The organism is Clavibacter sp. A6099, assembly GCF_021919125.1.
GTDB lineage: Bacteria > Actinomycetota > Actinomycetes > Actinomycetales > Microbacteriaceae > Clavibacter > Clavibacter seminis.
Map to the genome: position 1 here is coordinate 288,585 of NZ_CP083439.1, position 18,469 is coordinate 307,053.

At 77.3% G+C, this 18,469-nt stretch carries 7 protein-coding genes; 1 reads left to right on the top strand and 6 read right to left on the bottom strand.

Going from position 1 to position 18,469, the window contains the following annotated elements:
* Nucleotides 1–2: 2 nt before the first annotated feature.
* Nucleotides 3–791 carry a class I SAM-dependent methyltransferase gene (locus KYT88_RS01395; protein ID WP_043586188.1) on the bottom strand — a complete coding sequence of 263 codons (789 nt, stop codon included), beginning with the start codon at nt 789–791 and terminating at the stop codon, nt 3–5.
* On the bottom strand, nt 788–1,606 hold the full coding sequence (locus tag KYT88_RS01400) for a thioesterase II family protein (protein WP_237583734.1): 819 nt from the start codon (nt 1,604–1,606) through the stop codon (nt 788–790). Before KYT88_RS01400 ends, KYT88_RS01395 begins: the two co-directional genes overlap by 4 nt.
* Before the next feature lie 139 nt (nt 1,607–1,745).
* On the opposite strand from KYT88_RS01400, the gene KYT88_RS01405 reads away from it, so the two are divergent.
* A complete protein-coding gene (locus KYT88_RS01405; protein WP_043584897.1) occupies nt 1,746–2,942 on the top strand; it encodes a cytochrome P450 in 1,197 nt (398 codons plus the stop codon).
* On the opposite strand, the gene KYT88_RS01410 is transcribed toward KYT88_RS01405, so the two are convergent.
* The 4 genes from KYT88_RS01410 to KYT88_RS01425 are packed head-to-tail and all read right to left on the bottom strand — an operon-like array spanning nt 2,932 to nt 18,378.
* Nucleotides 2,932–4,851 (bottom strand): Gfo/Idh/MocA family oxidoreductase, encoded by a 1,920-nt coding sequence (locus KYT88_RS01410; RefSeq protein ID WP_043584899.1) that lies wholly within the window; start codon nt 4,849–4,851, stop codon nt 2,932–2,934. The genes KYT88_RS01405 and KYT88_RS01410 overlap by 11 nt on opposite strands.
* Nucleotides 4,848–5,993, bottom strand: coding sequence for a saccharopine dehydrogenase NADP-binding domain-containing protein (locus KYT88_RS01415; protein WP_237583735.1), 1,146 nt, complete (start codon nt 5,991–5,993; stop codon nt 4,848–4,850). The genes KYT88_RS01410 and KYT88_RS01415 overlap by 4 nt, the downstream gene beginning before the upstream one ends.
* Nucleotides 5,990–11,566, bottom strand: a complete 5,577-nt coding sequence (locus KYT88_RS01420; protein WP_237583736.1) for a non-ribosomal peptide synthetase — start codon at nt 11,564–11,566, stop codon at nt 5,990–5,992. Before KYT88_RS01420 ends, KYT88_RS01415 begins: the two co-directional genes overlap by 4 nt.
* A complete protein-coding gene (locus KYT88_RS01425) occupies nt 11,563–18,378 on the bottom strand; it encodes a non-ribosomal peptide synthetase (protein WP_043585736.1) in 6,816 nt (2,271 codons plus the stop codon). Before KYT88_RS01425 ends, KYT88_RS01420 begins: the two co-directional genes overlap by 4 nt.
* Nucleotides 18,379–18,469: the final 91 nt, after the last annotated feature.

Below are 18,469 nucleotides of genomic sequence, written 5' to 3' on the forward strand. Positions count from 1 at the left end.
CGTCACCGGCCCAGCACCGCGATCTCGGTCGCCGCGTCCTCGGTCCCGCCGCGGAGCAGGCTCCACGACCGGCCCGCCTCCCGTGCGAGCGTCTCCGCGTCCAGGCTGTGCCATTCGTATCCTCCTCGGACCTCGCGTACCGTCTTCGCGCCGTCGAGCACGAGCCAGCGGGTGGTGAAGCGGGTGGCGCCGTCGCGGCCGGGCTCGGCCGTGGTCCACCACTCGTATGCCTGGGTGCCGATGCGCTCGCGCAGGAGGCGCGTCGGCGGGAGGGAGCGCGCGCTCGTCCCCATCAGGTCGACGACGACCACGCCGCCGCGGACGAGGCGCTCGAGGCAGCGGCGCCAGAGGTCGGCCCGATCGTCGCTCCCGATGTGGCCGGCGACGCCGATGAGGACGACCGCGCGGATCCGCTCGGGCAGCACGAGCTCCTGCGCCGTCTCGGGGCGGATGGTGACCCGGCTGCGGAGGTCGGGATCCTCGTGCACGCGGCTGCGCAGCACGGCGCGCATGACGGGGGAGGGCTCCGCGGCGAGGATCGGCGCGCCGGGCACGAGGTCGGCGAGGAGGCGCGTGACGCGGCCGGTGCCGGCGCCGAGCTCCACGACGGTGCCGGGGTCTGCGGCGTCGTCCGCGTCGGGATCGTCGTCCGCGTAGTTCCTGGAGGCCGCGCCCGCCGGGGCGCCCGCCAGCGCCTCGGCGAGCACGCCCGCGAGCGCCTCCGTGTGGCGCCGGGCGACGAGGTCGTAGAACTCCGCGCCCGGCGAGTAGTCCTGGAGGTCGAGGGTCACGGGAACATCGCCTCCGCCTGGGTGGGGAACGCCAGCGCGGGATCCAGCAGGGACGCGATCGCCTCGACCACCTCGGCCGGCCGCTCGGCCAGGTAGAAGTGGCCGCCGCGGAACACCCGGAGGCCGGTGCCGGAGTCGGCGCCGGAGTCAGGGCCGCCGCCGGCCACGAGCAGGTGCCACGCCTCGGCCTCCGCGGGCCGCAGCTCGGGATCCGCGTCGCCGCTGAACACGCTCACCGGGCAACCGGGCCCGGGCCCGGGTGCGGTGCGGTGCGTCTCCACGAGCCGGTAGTCGTCGCGCAGGCAGGCGAGCACGGTGCGGCGCATGTCGTCGTCGGCGAGGATCTCGGGCGCGGTCCCGCCCTGCCGCTCGAGGTCGGCGACCAGCGCGGCGTCGTCCTGCCGGTGCAGGGTGCCGCCCCACCGCACGGTCGGCGCGCGGCGTCCCGACACGACGAGCCGGGCGGCGGGGCGGCCGCGCGCGGCGAGGACGCGCGCGGTCTCGTAGGCGACCAGGGCGCCCATGCTGTGGCCGAAGAGCACGACGGGCAGGCGCTCGGGCAGCGCGTCGACGGCCTCCGCGACCTCGGCGGCGAGCGTGTCGAGGTCGGGGCTGACCGGGTCGCCGTAGCGGTCGCCGCGGCCCGAGTACTGCACCGCGAGGACCTCGACGCCCCGCGGCGCGAACGGCGCCCAGCCGCGGTAGGCGGTCGCCGCGCCGCCGGCGTGCGGCAGGCAGAGGAGGCGGACGCGGGCATCCGGTGCCGGGGCGATGCGCCGCAGACAGCCGCCCTCGGCGCGCGGGGTCTCGATCATGGCGCGGCTCCTCGCTGCGGTCGTCGGTCGTCGGTCGGCGGTGGGCGGTCGGGGAGGAGCGTAGTCCTTATTGAGAACCATGTGCAATAGTGGCCGCTGCCGTGCGACCGAGCCGGCCCGATCCCCGCAAGGAGAAGCCGTGTCCGCCGTCACTCCCCCCGCATTCCCGTTCCGCCGCGCGTGCCCGTACCACCCGCCGACCGAGTACGACGCGATCCGGGAGCACGGCCCCCTCACCCGCGTGAGCCTGCCCACGGGCGGCGACGCGTGGATCGTCACGCGCTACGACGACGTGCGGCGCCTCCTCGCCTCGCCCGACCTCAGCTCCGACGCGCGCGACGAGCGCTTCCCCGCGATGGGCGTGGGCGAGCGCGAGGCGGCGGCGAAGGCACGGCCGTTCATCCGGATGGACGCCCCCGACCACACGAGGTACCGCACCGCGTTCCTCTCCGAGTTCAGCGCCCGCCGCGTGCGCGAGCTGGAGCCCGCGGTCACCCGCGTCATCGACGACGCGCTCGACCGGCTGCCGGCCGTCGGACCGCCCGTGGACTTCGTGCGCCACGTGGCGAACGCCGTCTCGACGGGCGTGATCTGCGAGCTCGTCGGCGTCGAGGACGCCGACACCGAGTTCTTCCGCGACGTCGTCCGGGTCTCCGGATCCCGGCACAGCACCGCCGAGGAGGTGGGGCGTGCCATCGGATCGCTCTTCCAGCTGCTCGACGCGCTCGTCGAGCGCCGTCTCGCCGAGCCGAGCACCGACCTCCTCGGCCGCTTCGTGCAGAAGCACCTCGTCGGCGGCGGGTTCGCGCGGCAAGAGGTGCTCTCCGCCATCGCGATGGTGGTCATCGCGGCGCGCGAGACAACCACGGCGAGCATCGCGCTCGCGACGCTGCAGCTGCTGGAGCGGCCGGAGCTCGTGGCGGCGGCCCTGGTCGACCCGGAGACTCTGCCCGGGCTGGTCGACGAGCTCCTGCGCCGCACCGCGGTGAGCGACGCGCTGCCGCTGCGGGTCGCGACGGCCGACATCGCGGTCGGCGAGGCGCTCATCCGCGCGGGCGACGGCGTCATCCTCCTGCTCGGCGCGGCGAACCACGATCCGGAGCGGTTCCCCGACCCCTACGCCATCGACCCGTCGCGCCCACCGCGTCACCTCACCTTCGGGCACGGCGCGCACGCGTGCTTCGGGGCGAGCCTCGCGCGGATGGAGATCCGCCTGCTGCTCCAGGCCCTCTTCACGCGCTACCCGGACCTGCGCCTCGCCACCCCGCTCGACCAGGTCGAGCTGAAGCACGAGTCGGCGTCCTTCGGCGTGGAGGAGATGCTCGTCACGTGGTGACGCCGCCCGCCCGCCGCGGTACGAGCGCCCCGAGCGGGAGCGACGCGCCGGCGGCGGCGGGCAGGCGCACGAGGTCCATGCCGGCCTCGCGGGCGAGCTCCTCGAGGCCCACCGGATCCCACGAGTACGCGTCGTGCACCTCGCGCTCCCGGCCGCCGGGCTCGCGGCTGCGCCAGCGGGTGCGCAGGTCGAGCAGGCCGCCGGGTGCGGGATCCGCCCGGAACCACCACTCGACCTCGTCGTCGCCCACGCGCGTGCGGGCCAGCCGCGACTCGGGCACGCGCGCCCCGGGCTCGAGCCCCATGGTCTCGACGACGACGACCCCGCCCGGCAGGAGCCGCTCGGCGATGCGCTCCCAGAGCCGGGCGCGCTGCCCGGCATCGAGGTGGCCGAGGACCCCGCAGAGCAGCACCGCGGAGATGCGATCGGGCAGGTCGAGGTCGGGTGCGGATCCTGCGGTCACGGTGACGCGGTCCTGGAGTCCCGGGGCGTCGAGGATCCGCGCGGTCAGCACCGCCCGCAGCGGCTCGGACGGCTCGGCGGCCACGACGCGCGCCTCGGGATGCGCGCGCGCGACGGCCCGCGCGATGACGCCCGTGCCAGCCCCGATGTCGAGCACGGGCGCCGCGGACAGGTCCCGGCCGTCGAGGAGGCGGCAGACGGCGGCGGCCGTGAGCTCCGCGTGCGCGGCGGCGGCGAGGTCGAAGAGCTCGGCCGCGGGGCCGTAGGGGTCGGCCGGCGCGGGATCCGAGGATCCGCCGGACGCGCGCTCGTCCTCCGCGCTCGCTGGTCCCGGCTCCGCGGCCGGCAGGATCGCCGCCGCCGTCACGCGCGGCGGCTCGCCCGGCCGGATGCTGCGCGGCGGACCGAGCCGCCGCGTGAGGTCGACCCACGCGCGCGCCATCGTGATGTCCGCCTGCGCCGCGCGGAGCGCGTCGCCGTCGCCCGCGCGGATCTCCGCCACGAGCTGCGCGAGCGCGTGCGCCACCGCGTCCGGCCACACCTCGTCGAAGAGGTCGCCCGCGGTAGGGGCGGGCGCGTCCGGCCACGAGGAGAGGCGCGGCAGGGCGCGCCGGGCGGGATCCCCGTCGAGGTCGAGCCGGCCGGCCGCGTCGCGCCGGGTGAACAGGGCGGGGCTCCAGGTGACGGGCCAGTGCACGTCGGCGAGCGTCAGCACGCCGGCCGCCGAGGCGAGGGAGATCCGCGGCCAGAGCAGCGCGTGGTTGTCGCGGTCCGCGGGGTGCAGCTCGTGGTGCACGCGCAGGGAGAGCGGGATCCCGCCGACCACGCCCTCGATCGCCGTGAGCGGGGACGCGCGCGTCTCCAGCGCGGTCAGCTCGCGCGGGCGCTCGACGGGATCCGCGAACGCCCACGGCCGGAGCCCGCCGACCGCCAGGCCGAGGACGTCGACCAGCGGCTGCAGCAGGTGCACCGGCCCCGCGGCATCCACGTGCACGATCGGGCTCCGGGCGCGCAGCCGGGCGGCCGAGTCGAGGAAGCCGCGGGTCGTGCGCACGTGCCGGTAGTGGGTCGAGAGGCGGTAGCGCACGCCGGTCTTCCGGGCCGCGCGGGCGGCGGCGGTGATCTCGTCGGGGTGCGCCGGGTGCTCCTGCAGCACGTGGATCCCGCGGGCGAGGAGCGCGAGCACGAGGTCGGTCCCCGGTCCGCCCTGCACCGCGGAGCCGACGGCGACCGACGCCACGTCGACGTCGGCGGGCAGCTCGGCGACGTCGGTCCAGAGCGGCACGCCGTGCGCGGCGGCGAGGGCGCGGGAGGCGTCGCCGCCGCGGGCGAGGATGCCGGCGAGCCGGAGCCCGGGGACGAGCCCGATCGCGCGGAGGTGGATGCGGCCGAAGCCGGTGCCGCAGACGACGACCCGCAGCGGGCGGGCGGCGGCGTCGTGCGTCACAGGTCCTCCTCCACCATCTCGCCCGCGTCGCCGGCGTCGTCGATGCGCGTGACGGTGCTCGCGCCCGACGCGGCGACGAGGTCGAGGACGCGCTGCGGATCCAGCACGTCGTGCGCGAAGCCGACCCCGGGCTGCACGGCACCCGCCCGGATCTCCTGCACGGTGATGGCCGCGAGCTGACCGGCGAGCAGGTAGCTGTCGTCGCTGTGCAGCACGATGGCGCGCTCGACCGGAGCGCCATCGTCGTCCGTGCCGTCGACGGACACGGCGAGCACGTGGAACGGCCGGTTCCCGAGCAGGTCGAGGTCGCCCGCGCGGATGAGCGCGTCGGCGGCCGCTGCCGCGCCGTCGTCGCCCGCGAGCAGCGCGGGCAGGCGGTTGAGGGCGTCGCGCACGGCGGGCCCCGGGTGCACGTTCCACCACCGGGCATCCGCGAAGCCCGCGCCGCGCGCGATCCGCTCGGTCTCCGCCGAGAGGTACGGCTGCAGCGCGACCCGGCCCGGGAAGAAGGGCGCCGTCGCGTCCTCCTCCGCGCGGAGCGCGCGCTCGACGCGTCGACCGCCCGACCAGGCGGCGAGCGGGGTGCCGTACGCGGTGGATCCGGGACCGCCGGCCGCGAGCGACAGCGGCACGTCGAGCGCGACCCCGGGGGAGCACGCCTCGACCCCGCCCACCCAGCCGCGCAGGCGCAGCGGACCGTGCAGCCCCTCGGCGGCGAGCCGCGGCAGGAGGCCCGAGAGGCCCGGGACCACGCCCGTCGACACGACCGCGCGGCGGCCGTCGCGCACGGCGGCGTCGGCGAGGCCGCGCGCGACGAGGCCCGCGCGCACGGGCTCCTCGCCGCAGACGTCCACGTAGTCGGCGCCCGCCTCCAGCGCCGCGGCCGCGATCCGGTCGCCGAACGCGAAGGCCGGTGCGGCGCAGTGCACGACCACGTCGGCGCCGCGGCAGAAGCGGGCGAGGGCGTCGTCGTCCATCAGGTCGACGGTCACGGTCTCGACCTCGCCGCCCGCCTCCTCGGCGAGCGCGCGGAGCGGCGCCTCGCGCCGCCCGCCGAGCCGCAGCGGCTCGTCGGAGGCGGCGCGGAGGGCGAGCACCGCGGGACGACCGACGGCGCCGGACGCGCCGATGACCGCGATCACGCGATCACCGCCCCGCCCGTGACCCGCGTGAGGATCGACAGCACGCGCGGCGCGTGCTCGACCGACAGGCAGTCGTAGTGGTCGCCCGGGATGTCGACGATGTCGAGCTCGCCGAGCGCGAGCTCCTCCCAGTAGTCGGTCACCGCCTCCCTGCTGCCCGGGAACGGGTACGCGCCGCTGTGCCGGAGGAACGTGATGTCGCCCGCGTACGGATCCGGCCGGTAGCGCGTGATCGCGAACACGCTCTGCCGGAAGGTGCGGAAGAAGCGCGTCATCTGCTCCGGGGTGTAGCTGCCGGACGCCGGCGGCACCACCTCGCACATGCGGGCGATGCGGGCCCGGCGCGGGATGCGCGACAGGTCGAGGAACGCCCGGCCGATGTCGGCGAACTCGCCGTCGAGCGACGCGTAGCCGTCCACCGGCATGACCCCGGGGGTCCTCTCGAGGATGCGCGCGCCCGCCGCGGCGATGCGCCACGGGTCCGCCGGGAAGCCGAGGTCGACGGGGTCGATCCCGATCATCATCGCGAACGAGTACTCGGACACCATCTCGTCGTCGAGCCGGAACGCGGGGCTGTGGCTGCTGATGGCGGTGAACGACGCGACGTCGGCACCCGCCTCCGTGAGCGCGCGCGCCACCTCGGTGGCGACCAGGCCGCCGAGGCAGTAGCCGACGACGTGGAAGGTGCGGATCCCGGTCGCGAGGAGCTCGCGGGCGTACTCGGCGGCGATCCGGTCGATGAGCCCGTGCGGGTCGGCGTCGAGGAAGGCGTCGAGGTCGGGGACCTCCACGCCGTACAGCGAGCCGGTGCCGCGGGACCGGCGGCGGATCTCGGTCATGAGCGCGCGGTACGGCATGATCGTGCCGATCCCGGCGTGGACGAGCACGGTGGCCGGGCCCCGGCCGGATCCGGAGAGCAGGCTCACGGCCGGCGTCGCGGGCGCGTCGCGCTCGCCCGCGGCACCTTGGCCGGCCTGGCGCACGTAGCCCGCGAGTCCCGCGATGGTGGGGCGGCGCAGCATGTGGCGGAGCACCACGTCCCACTCGAGGTCGACGACCTCGGGGAGCTGCTCCCGCATCCGGCCGACGAGGCGCGCCACGAGGAGCGAGTCGCCGCCGAGCGCGAAGAAGTCGTCGTCGCGGCCGATGCCGGGGCGGCCGAGCAGCTCCGCCCACAGCTCCTGGAGGCGGCGCTCGACGTCGTCGCGCGGCGCGTCGGATCCGGCGGCGACCGTCGCCGCGGGCGCCCGGTCCTCCGCGAGACGGGCGAGGGCCGCCCGGTCGACCTTGCCGTTCGCGGTGACCGGCAGCGCGTCGAGCACCTGCCAGCGGCGCGGCACCATGTACTCCGGTAGGCGGTCGGCGGTGTGGCGGCGGAGCGATGCGGCCCGGAGCGGCGCGCGGTCGGCCTTCACCTGCGCGAGCAGCAGGTGCTGGCCGAGGCCGGAGAGCGGATCCTCGTCTGCGGGCACCTGCTGGATCCCCCGGGCGCCGAGGTCGCCGAGCAGCGACCGCCACTCGGCGGCCGCGAAGAGCAGGGCGTCGCCGGCGAGCCGCGCGTCGGCGGGACCGCCCGCGCGCACCTCCATGAAGTCGGTGGCGATCATGAGCGGCGGGTTGTCCTCGCGCGTGCTCTCGATCACGGCGAGGTGGCCGTGCGGGGCGAGGAGGCCCTGCAGACGCTCGAGCGCCGCGGGCACGTCGGGCACGCCGTGCAGGCCGTTGGAGCAGATCACGACGTCGTAGGAGTTCGGGCGCTGGCCCTGCGGCAGCGGGTCGATGGCCGGATCGAAGGCCTGGAACCGCACGCCAGGGCGGTCGGGGTGGCGCTCGCGCGCCTCGCCGACGTGGAACATCGAGGGGTCGGTGAAGACGTACTCGACGGCGCGGCCCGCGAGCGCGGGGATCAGCTGGTCGGCCGCGCCGCCCACGCCGCCGCGCACCTCGAGGATCCGCAGCGGCTCGTCGGGCCCGTGCCCCCGGGCGTCGTGCCGGTCGGCGAGCGCGACGACCGCGGCCGTGAGCGCGGCGGTGAGCAGGCGCACGCCGAGGTTGTCGCGGTAGGCGGCGCCGATCGCGTCGCTCGGGGCGCCCGGGTAGAGCAGCTCCGCGATGTCGAGGTCGCCGCTCACGAGGTCCGCGAGCGCGAGGCTCGACGCCTGCACGTGGCGGAGCAGCTCGGCGCTCCAGCCGATCTCCCGCTCGGCCTCCTCCACGCGGGCCCAGGCGCGGGCGACCCGCTCCGGATCCGCGGACAGCGCGCCCCGGTACGACCCGTCGGCGTCGTGGGCGATGCGCTCGCGGCGGGCGAGCGCGCGCAGCCACCGGCGCACGACGACGCGGTGGGCGTCGCTCGCGCCGAGGAGCCGCGCGACCTCGTCGTCCGTGAGGGGGACGGCCGGGTCGACGAGCGCGCCTGCGGCGGCGAGGGTCCGCTCGATCACCCGGAGCGCGTGCTCGTCGAACTGGGCGAGGAAGGCGCCGAGGGCGTCGGTGTCCACGTCGGCCGCGGCGACCGCGAGCGCGGCGCCTGCGGCTTCGCCGGCTGCCCGGTCCTCCGGCGTCGCGACGGGCGCGATCCGCTCGGGCTGCACGATCCCCACGAGGTGCCGGCCCGCGGCCCCCTCCGCCACCTGCACGGCGCAGTCGGCGACGCCCGGGTGGGCGAGCACCGCGGCCTGGATCTCCGCCAGCTCGATGCGGTAGCCGCGGATCTTCACCTGCGCGTCCTCGCGGCCGAGCAGCTCGATGCTGCCGTCGGGGAGGTAGCGGCCGATGTCGCCCGTGCGGTACTCGCGGTCGCCCGTGGCGGGATCCACGCCGAAGCGCTCGCGCGTGCGCTCGGCATCTCCGAGGTACCCGAGCGCCACGCCCGCGCCGCGGATGAGGATCTCGCCGGGCACGCCCTCGGGCCGGTCGCGACCCAGGTGGTCGACGACCGCCAGGCGCTGGCCGCGCAGGGGGGTGCCGTACGGGATGCTCGGCAGCAGCCGGTCGACCTCGCCGATCACGTGGTGCACCGACCAGATGGCGGCCTCGGTCGCGCCGCCGAGGCTCACGACCGTGAGCTCGGGGTGGCCGGCGCGCATGGCGTCGGGGAGGGTCACGGGGATCCAGTCGCCCGAGAGCAGCGCGAGCCGCAGCGTGCTCGGGGCGTCCCCGTCCGCCGGGCCGCCGGTGGCGACGACCGCGTCGCGGTAGTCCTGCAGCATGCGCGCCTGCGCGGGCACGGAGTTCCAGAGGGTGACGCGGTGGCGGGCGATGAGCGCGGCCCAGTGCGAGGGGTCGTCGCGTCGTCGCGGGTCCGGCAGCACCATGGCGCCGCCCGCCCCGAGCACGCCGAGCACGTCGAAGACCGACAGATCGAAGCCGAGCCCGGCGAGGGCGAGCACGCGGTCGTCGGGGCCCACGCCGAAGCGCTCCCGGATGTCGACGAGCGTGTTGTGCGCGGCGTGGTGGGAGAGGATCGCGCCCTTGGGCGTGCCCGTGGAGCCGGACGTGTAGATGACGTAGGCGGGGTCGGCCGGATCCACGCCGTCCCGCCCGGCGTCGGCGGCCGGCCGGGCGGCGGCGGGCTCGAGCGCATCGACGGCGATCCGCTCGACGCCCGCGGGCCAGTCCGCGGGCGCGCCGACGAGGGCCTGCTGGGTGAGCACCTGCCGAATGCCGGCGTCCGCCAGCACGGTGTCGCGGCGGATCCTCGGCTGGGCCACGTCCACGGGCACGTAGGCGCCGCCCGCGAGGAGAACGCCGACGACGGCGACGACCTGCTCCCAGCCGCGCGCGGCGACGATGGCCACGCGGTCGCCCGGGCGGTGCCCGGTGGAGCGGAGGCGCGCGGCGACGGCGGCGGCGCGGCGCACGAGCTCGTCGTGGGTCAGCGTGCGGTCGGGGGCGATGACCGCGGGCGCGTCGGGCGCGGCCTCGGCCGCCGCGAGGAGCGGCTCGTGCACGAGCGCGGGGGCGACCGGGTCCCCGGTGTCGCCCACCCGGATCCGCCGCGCGTGCTGGTCGGCGGGCAGGTCGACCGCGACCGGCCGGTGCCACGCGGCCGGGTCGTCGGCGAGGGCGCGCACGGCGCCGAGGAAGGCGCCGAACGCGGCGTCGGCCACGCCGTCGGCGAGCACGCCCTCCCGCACGTCCCAGCTGAGCTGGAGGCCGTCGGGCACGCGGAGGGCCTGGCAGTCGATCCACACCTGCGGCGTGCGCGTGACGGCCGCGGTGATCCGCCCGCCGTCGCCCGTGGGCGCGCTCGCGGCGTCGCCGGCGAGCGCGCTCGTGAAGACCACGGGGGCGAGCGCCACGTCGCGCGCGTCGCCGCCGCGTCGCCGGGTGAGCTCGGCGAGGAGCTCGGTGCCGCCGCAGAGCGGGTGGGCGAGGTCCTCGAGCAGGCGGGCGGAGAGCGCCCGCATCCGCTCCACGGCGGGCACGTCCTCGGTGAGGTCGACCTCGAGCAGCTCCACGGACGTGAAGTCGCCCACCACGTGCGCGGCGCCGTCGGGCAGGCCGCCGCGATCCGAGACGGGCACGTTGAGCAGGAAGCGCGGGCTGCGGCTCCAGCGGCCCACGGTCTCGGCGTAGGCGGCGAGCAGGGCGCTCGTGGGGGTCACGCCGGCGTCGGAGGCGGCGCGGTCGAGGCGCGCGGCGGCGGCGGGATCGAGCACGGCCGACAGTCGGCGGAACCGCGCGGGCGCGGCCATCGGATCGTGGTCCGCGAGCGGCAGCTCCGGCGCGGGCGGCAGGTCGTCCAGGCGCCGCCACCAGTAGGAGCGGTCGCGCTCGTACGCGGCCGACGCCGTGAGCGCGCGGCGGGCCAGCACGCAGTCGCGGAAGCCGGGCCCGTCGGACGTGCCGGGCAGCGCGGCGGCCGGATCCTCGACGAGCGCGCGCAGCTGGTCGAGCACGAGCTGCAGGCTGGCGTGGTCGAGCACGAGCAGATCGACCGCCAGGTGCATGCGGACGGCGTCGTCGGCGCGGGTCACGACGGCGCGCACGCGCGGCCAGCCGGGGTCGCGGCCGGTGCCCTGCGCGAGGTCCGCGCGCACGGCGTCGAGCCGGTGCCCGATCGAGGCCGGGCCGAGGCCGCGGAGGTCGTCGACCGGCACCTCGACGGGGCCGGGGTCGGCGAGCACGCGCTGCGAGCCGTCGGGGTGGATCTCGGCGCGCAGCATCCCGTGGTGCCCGACCAGGCGGATCCACGCGTCGACGATGCGCGCGGGGTCGGTGTCCGCCGGCCACGACAGGTCGAGGTCGGCACTGCAGGCGACGCCGCCGTAGGGGTACGCGTCGGTGCGCCCGAGGAGGTACGCGGTCTGCACGGGCGTGAGCGGGAACGGGTCGTGCGCGGCGGCCGGGTCGGCGCGGTGGGCCGTGGCGTCCGGGCCCGCGGCGTCGGCGCCGGTCGTGGCCCGTCCGTCGAGGATCGCGAGCACGTCGTCGCGGTGCCGGCGGATGAGTTCGCGCCGGTCGTCGTCGATCACGCCGCGCGGCCCGCGGAACCGGATCCGCCCGTCCTCCGCCCAGAGCCGGACGCCGCGGGCGTTGAGGTCGTCGATGAGCTGTTCAGCGTTCACAGGTCTCCGCTTTCGAAGAGGTCGGCGCCGGTCGTGGCCGGCGGTCGGGCGGGTGCGTCCGCGGGGGATGCGGGCGCGGGGGTGGTGGTCGCGGGGGCGGCGAGGAGCCGGTCGATGCAGGCGGCGTACGCCCGCACGGTCGGCTCCTCGAGGAAGCGGCGCACGCCCGCGTCGACGCCGAACCGGCGCTGGGCGGCGGTCACGAGCCGGAGCATGGCGAGGCTGTCGCCGCCGGCAGCGAAGAAGCCGGCGTCGGGGGCGGGCGCGGTGCCGAGGATCCCGGCCCACAGCTCGGCGAGGGCGGCCTCGGTCGCGGTGCCGGGCGCGGTCGCGGTGCCGGATGCGGATCCGGACGCGAGATCGGCGGCGGTTGCGGCGGCATCGGGCTCCGCGTCCACGAGCGCGCGGCCGAGCGCCGCCACGTCCACCTTGCCGTTGGCGGTCAGCGGCCACGCGTCGACGAGGTGGGCGCGGTGCGGCACGGCGTACGCGGGGAGCCGGTCGGCGGCGGTCGCGGTGGCCGCGGCCAGCACGGCGGCCCCGTCGTGCCCGTCGTCCGGCTGGATCGCCACGTGCAGGTGCTTTCGTCCGGCCGTCCCATCGACCACGAGCGCGATCGCGCGCCGCACCCCGGGGGAAGCCGCGTGGGCGGCCTCGATCTCACCGAGCTCCATCCGGTGCCCGCCGAGCTTCACCTGCCGGTCGGTCCGGCCGAGGAACTCGAGGATCCCGCCCGGCCGGTACCTGCCCGTGTCGCCCGTGCGGTACCAGCGGCCGCCGTCGAGCTCGACGAACGCGGCGGATGTGCGCGCGGGGTCGCCGCGGTAGCCGCGGGCGAGCCCGCGACCGCCGATGACGAGCTCGCCGGGCACCCAGTCGGGGCAGTCCCTGCCGCTCGCGTCGAGCACGCGGAACGCCTGGTCGGGCAGCGGTCGGCCGTAGGGCGCGGACGCCCAGCCGTCGAGCGGGCCGTCCACCTCCCACGCGTTCGACCAGATGGCCGCCTCGGTCGCGCCGCCCAGCGCGACGAGCCGCGTGCCCGGCTCGGCCGCGCGGATCAGGCGCCCGTGCAGATCCGTGCCCACGCGGTCGCCGGAGACGAGCGCCGCGCGCAGCGTGCCGAGCCTCCCCGGCCGGTCGTCGGTCGCGACGAGGAGCATGTCGAGCAGCATCGGCACCGTGTCCCACAGCGTGACCCCGTGCTCGTGCACCAGGTCGAGCCAGCGCGGGGCGTCGCGCTCCTCGCCCTCCTCGGGGATGACGAGCGCGCCGCCCGCACCGAGGACGCCGAGCACGTCGAACACGGAGAGGTCGAAGTCGAGCGCCGAGAGGGCGAGGATCCGGTCGCCCGGGCCGATCTCGAGCATCCGACCCACCGCGTCGACCGTGGACCACGCGGCGTCGTGAGCGATCTCGACGCCCTTGGGCTCGCCCGTGGAGCCGGAGGTGTGGATGACGTAGGCGAGCGCCTCGACGGGCGGGCGCACCGGCTCGGCGAGCGGCTCCTCCGCGGCCGCGTCAGCCGGGCGGAGGAGGGCGGGTGCGTCGGGCTCGTCGCCGCCGGCCGCGGCCGGGTCGTCGGCGATGACCAGGCGGATCCCGGCCGCCCGGTGGATGGCCCGCCGCCGCACGGGAGGCTGCCCGATCCCGACGGGCGCGTACGCGGCGCCCGCGGAGAGGACGCCGATGACGGCCGCCGCCTGGTCCGCACCGCGCGGCAGCGTGATGCCGACCAGGTCGCCGGGTCCGATCCCGCGCCGACGGAGCGCGCCCGCGATCCGCATGGCCCGGTCGGCGAGCTGGCCGTGCGTCACGACGCGCGTCGACGCGCCCGTGCCGGTGATGAGCGCGGGCGCGTCGGGCGCCCGGAGCGCGGCCTCGTGCACGGCGTGGTGCAGGAGCCGGCCCGGTCGCCGGGTCGCGGTGGCCGCGGGCTCCGCGGCCCGGGCACTCGCCTGGTCGGCGGGGGGACCCACGGGGAGCGGCGCGTCCCAGCCGGCCGTGGCGAGGTGCTCGAGCGTGGCCACGTACGCCGCGAAGAGCGCGTCGACGAGGCCCGGCGGGAACGCGTCCTCGCGGGCGTCGGCGTCGACCCGCAGCCCGCCGTGGTCCTCCAGCACCTGCACGTCGAGGAGGACCTGGGGGGACTGGGACACGCCGTGGATCCGCTCGCCGAAGGAGCCAGACACGTCGGCCGAGACCCCGTGGCCATCGCTGCCGCCGTCGCCGACGCCGATCGCGCTCGTGAACACCACGGGCACCGGCGCCACGGCCGTGCCCTGGAGGCGCGCGCGCTCCCGGAGGATCCACGACGCGGGCGCCTCGCGGTGGTCGAGGTCGCCGGCGAGGCGCTCCTGCAGCCCGCGCGCCGCCTCCACGGCGGAGTCCGCGGCACGGTGGTCGAGCAGGGTCAGCCCGGTGAAGTCGCCGACGAGGCGCGGCATGTCGGGATGCACGTCGCGCCGGTCGAAGAGCGTCAGCGTCATGGTGACGTCGCGCTGCCCGGTCCAGCGGGAGAGCACGTGGCCGTACGCGGTGGCCAGCATGCTCGTGGGCGTGAGCCCGGCCGCCCGGCAGCGGTCGCGGAAGGCGGTCCACCACGCGGCGTCGAAGCGGTGCGCACGGCGGGTGAAGCGCGGCGCCGGGTCGGCGGTCGCGAGCGGCAGCCGCGGGGCGTCGGGCATGTCGGCGAGCCGTGCGCGCCAGTGCTCCTCGTCGGCGCGCTGCCGCCCCGGGTCCGGCCGGGTCTGCAGCACGCAGTCCCGGAACGTCAGCTCGGCGGGCGCGGGCGGGAGCGGCAGGCCGCGCACGAGGAGGTCGAGCTCGGTGTACAGGATCATGATCGAGAGCGCGTCGACGACGGCGTAGTCGATGCCGATCGCGATGCGCGTGCGGATCCCGCCCCGGCCGTCGGGGTAGCGCAGCGCGTCGACGTCGAACAGCGGCCAGACGGCGAGGTCGTGCCGACGGTGCGAGGTGCGCTCGCGGAACGCGGCGAGCTCCCGGGCCACGGCATCCGGATCCGCGTCGGCCGGCACCTCGCGCACGTCGACGCGCACGGGCGGCACGTCCGCGAGCACCCGCTGGGTGCCGTCGGGGTCGATGACCGTCCGCAGCGTCGGGTGCCGCCGCACGAGCTCGTCGAACGCGGCGGCGAGCCGGTCGAGGTCCTGGTCGCGCCCGTCGAACTCCGTGTGGTGGTACGTGCCCACGCCGCCGAGCGGGATGCGGGGATCGCGGCCGACCGCGTACGCGCGCTGCACGTCGGTCAGCGGGAACGGGTCGTGGGCGTGCGCGGGATCCGGCACGATGCGGGGGCGCGCGTCCGCGGGTTCCGGGGCCGTGAGGCGCAAGGTCGCCGCGAAGTCCGCCAGCACCGGGTGCCGGAAGAGCGCGGCGACGCTCGCGTCGGCCGCGCCCGCGGCGCGCAGGGCGGCGACGCTGCGGGTGGCCTGGAGGGAGTCGCCGCCCGCGGCGAAGAAGGAGCGTCCGCGACCGCACGGGGTGCCGAGCAGCTCGCTCCACACGCGCTCGACGAGCCGCTCCGCGGGCGTGCGCGGGGCGTCGTCGTCCGGTCGCAGGGCGGGGGCGGGTGGCTCGGCGAGCTCCGCGCGGATCCTGGCCCGGTCGACCTTGCCGTTGGCCGTGAGCGGCAGCCCGGCCCGCACGACCACGCGCGCGCAGTGCATGGAGGGCGGCAGCAGTGCCCGTGCGTGAGCCGCGACGTCGTCGGGCGCGACGATGCGGCCGGCCTGGGGCACCACCATCGCGGCGAGAGCGCCCGCGACGGCGACGACGACGGCGCGCTGCACGCCCGGGAAGGACGCCAGCGCGGCCTCCACCTCGCCGGGTTCCACGCGGTGCCCGCGGATCTTCAGCTGGTGATCCGCGCGCCCGAGGAACTCCAGCACCGGCCGCCCGGCGTCGTCGCGCCGGTAGCGGGCTCTGTCGCCCGAGCGGTACCAGCGCTCGCCGTCGACCACCGGGAAGCGCTGGGCGGTCAGCTCGGGCTCGCCGCGGTAGCCGCGGGCCAGCGCGTGCCCGCCCACCAGCAGCTCGCCTGGCACGCCGTCGGGGCGGTCGCGGCCGCGCTCGTCGACGACCCGGAGGCGCACGCCGGGCAGCGGGGCGCCCCAGGGGAGGCCGCGCGCGGGAGATGCCGGATCCGCGGGGGCGCCCGCGCCCGCCTCGTGCACGGTCGAGTGGATGGCCGCCTCCGTCATCCCGCCGAGCGCGAGCAGCCGGGCGGCGGGCGCGCACGCGGCCAGGCGCGCCGACAGATCCGGCCCGACGACGTCGCCGCCGAGCAGCACGAGCCGGAGCGGCAGGGATCCGTCGCCGGTCGCGGCGAGCAGCATGTCGAGGAGCGCGGGCACGGTGTTCCAGACCGTCACGCCGTGCGCGCGCACGAGATCCCGCCAGCGGTCGGCGTCGCGGCGCTCGTGCTCGGCGGGCACGACGACCGCGCCGCCCACCGAGAGCACGGCGAACAGGTCGTAGACGGAGAGGTCGAAGTCGAGCGCGGAGAGCGCGATGGCACGGTCGTCCGCGCCGACGGGTGCCACGCTCGCGAGCGACCGGATGGTGGCGACGGCGGCACGGTGGGCGACCTCCACGCCCTTCGGCCGGCCGGTGGATCCCGACGTGAACAGCAGGTAGGCGGGGTCACCGGGGGCGACGGCGACGGGATCCGCCAGCGGCGCGGCATCCCGGACGGTGCCGAGCGCGACCACGGGCGGGCCGCCGGGACCGAGGCCCGCCGCGATCCCGTCGACCAGGCCGTCGTCGGCGAGGACGCAGTCGATCCCCCGCGCGAGGACCATCGCGCGGCGCGCGGGCGGCTGGTCCGGGCCGACGGGGGCGTAGCAGGCGCCGGCGAGCAGCACGCCGAGCACGGCGGCCACGCGGTCCGGCCCGGCCGGCGCGGTGATCGCCACGGTCGCGCCCGGGCCGACGCCGCGAGCACGCAGCAGCCCGGCGACCCGGCGCGCGTGCTCGGCCAGCTCGCCGTACGCGACCACGTGGCCGTCGGATCCGATGACCGCAGGCCGGTCCGGATCCGCGGCCGCCCGCGCGAGGAACGCGGAGTGGAGGAGCCCGTCGCCCGCGCCCGACGCAGCCGTGCCGGGTGCCGGCCGCTCGAGCTCGTGGCGCGCCCGCGCGTCATCCGGGGCGGGGACCGCGAGCGCCTGCAGGTCCCAGGCTCCGGCCCGCTCGTGCACCAGGTCGTCGACGAGCGTGCGGTACGCGGCGAACGCGTCCTCCATCGCCCGTTCCTCGAGGATGTCGACCCGCACGTCCCAGTTGAGCAGCAGTCCGCCCTCGAGCTCGGTGACCTGGGCGTCGAGCCAGACCTGCGGGCCCTGGGAGATGATCCACACCGGTTCCCCGAGCGCGCGCCGGATGGACGCGTCGTACAGCTCGCCCAGGCCGATGGCGCTCGTGTACACGACGGGCGCCAGCACGGGGCTCCCGCCGTCGCGGCGCGCGAGGTCGCGGAGCACATCGACGCCCCCGTAGCCCGCGTGGGCGACCGCCTCGCGCACCCCCTGCTGGATCCGCGCCGCGTCGTCCCGGAACGACCGTTCCTCCCGCAGGTCCACGTCGAGGAGGATCGAGGTGCTGAACTCGCCGACGAGCAGCTCCAGCCCCTCCTCGTCGCCGCGGTCGAGCACGGGGAGGTTGAGGAGGAAGCGGGCGTCGGCCGACCAGGCGGCCACGACCTCGGCGAACGCCGTCGCGAGCACGGCGGCCACCGTCAGCCCGCGGGCGCGCGCGGCGGCCTCGAGCATGCGCAGCCCGTCCTGCCCGATCCGGTGGTGCAGCCGGCGGGAGCGCGGCTCGGCGTCAGCGCGTTCGGCGTCGTCGCGGACGGGCAGCGCCGGGCCCGCGGGGAGGTCGGGCACGCGCTCGCGCCACCAGCGCGCATCCTCCGATGCCCGGGACGCGTCGGCGCGGGCGGCCCGGGCGGCCAGCTCCGCGCGCACGTCGCGGTGGATCGCGGGCAGCGGTCGCCCGGGCCCAGCCACGAGGTCGCGGAGGTCGGCGAGGATCACGCGGAGGCTGATGGCGTCGCCCGCGAGCATGTCGAGGTCGACGTGCAGGCGGCTGCGGCCGAACGGCAGGAGCGTGAGGTCGACGCGGAGCACCTCGCCGCGCTCGACGGCCATGCGGCGGTGCGTGCCCTCGTCGCGCATCTCCGCCAGCCGCTCGTCCACGGCGTCGGCGGGCAGCGCGCGGAGGTCGTGGACGCGCAGCCGGGCGGCGGGCGGCTCCTCGCCGGCGGGCAGCGGCTGCTGCGTGCCGTCGTCCCGGAAGCGGGTCCGCAGGGAGGCGTGCCGGGCGACCAGGGCGGCGAGGGCCGCGCGCAGCCGCTCGGGATCCGGATCCGCCCCGTCGAGCTCGACGTAGAAGTGCGCGGCGACCGACCCGGACGGCTGGCCGGGCTGCCGGCCCAGCCAGTACGCGTGCTGCAGCGGGGTGAGGGGCGAGGGCGACGCGGGGTCGAGGGTGGGAGCGGCGGGGCGCGTGGCGGGATCCGCGGCGTCGCCCGCGCCGTCGCCGTCCGCGGCGGCCTCGCCCAGCATGCGCGCCCACGCCCGGATCGTCGGGTCGGCCGCGAGCCGCGAGAAGTCGGCGGCGAGGCCGTCGCGCCGCCAGCTTCCCGCGAGGCGGATCAGCGCGGTGGACTCGAGGCCGAGGTCCACCAGGTCGTCGTCGAGCCCCACGTCGGCGGGGTCGAGGCGCAGGGCGCGCGCGACCTGCTCGCGGAGCAGCGCGGGGGCGGGGACGGAGGGGATCCGCTCGGTCATGTGCACGCTCCTCGGACTCGCCTTGTTGAGAATGGTTATCATATGGTCGCTGACGCGCCGGCGACGAGATCCGTCCACGGCATGAGGAGGA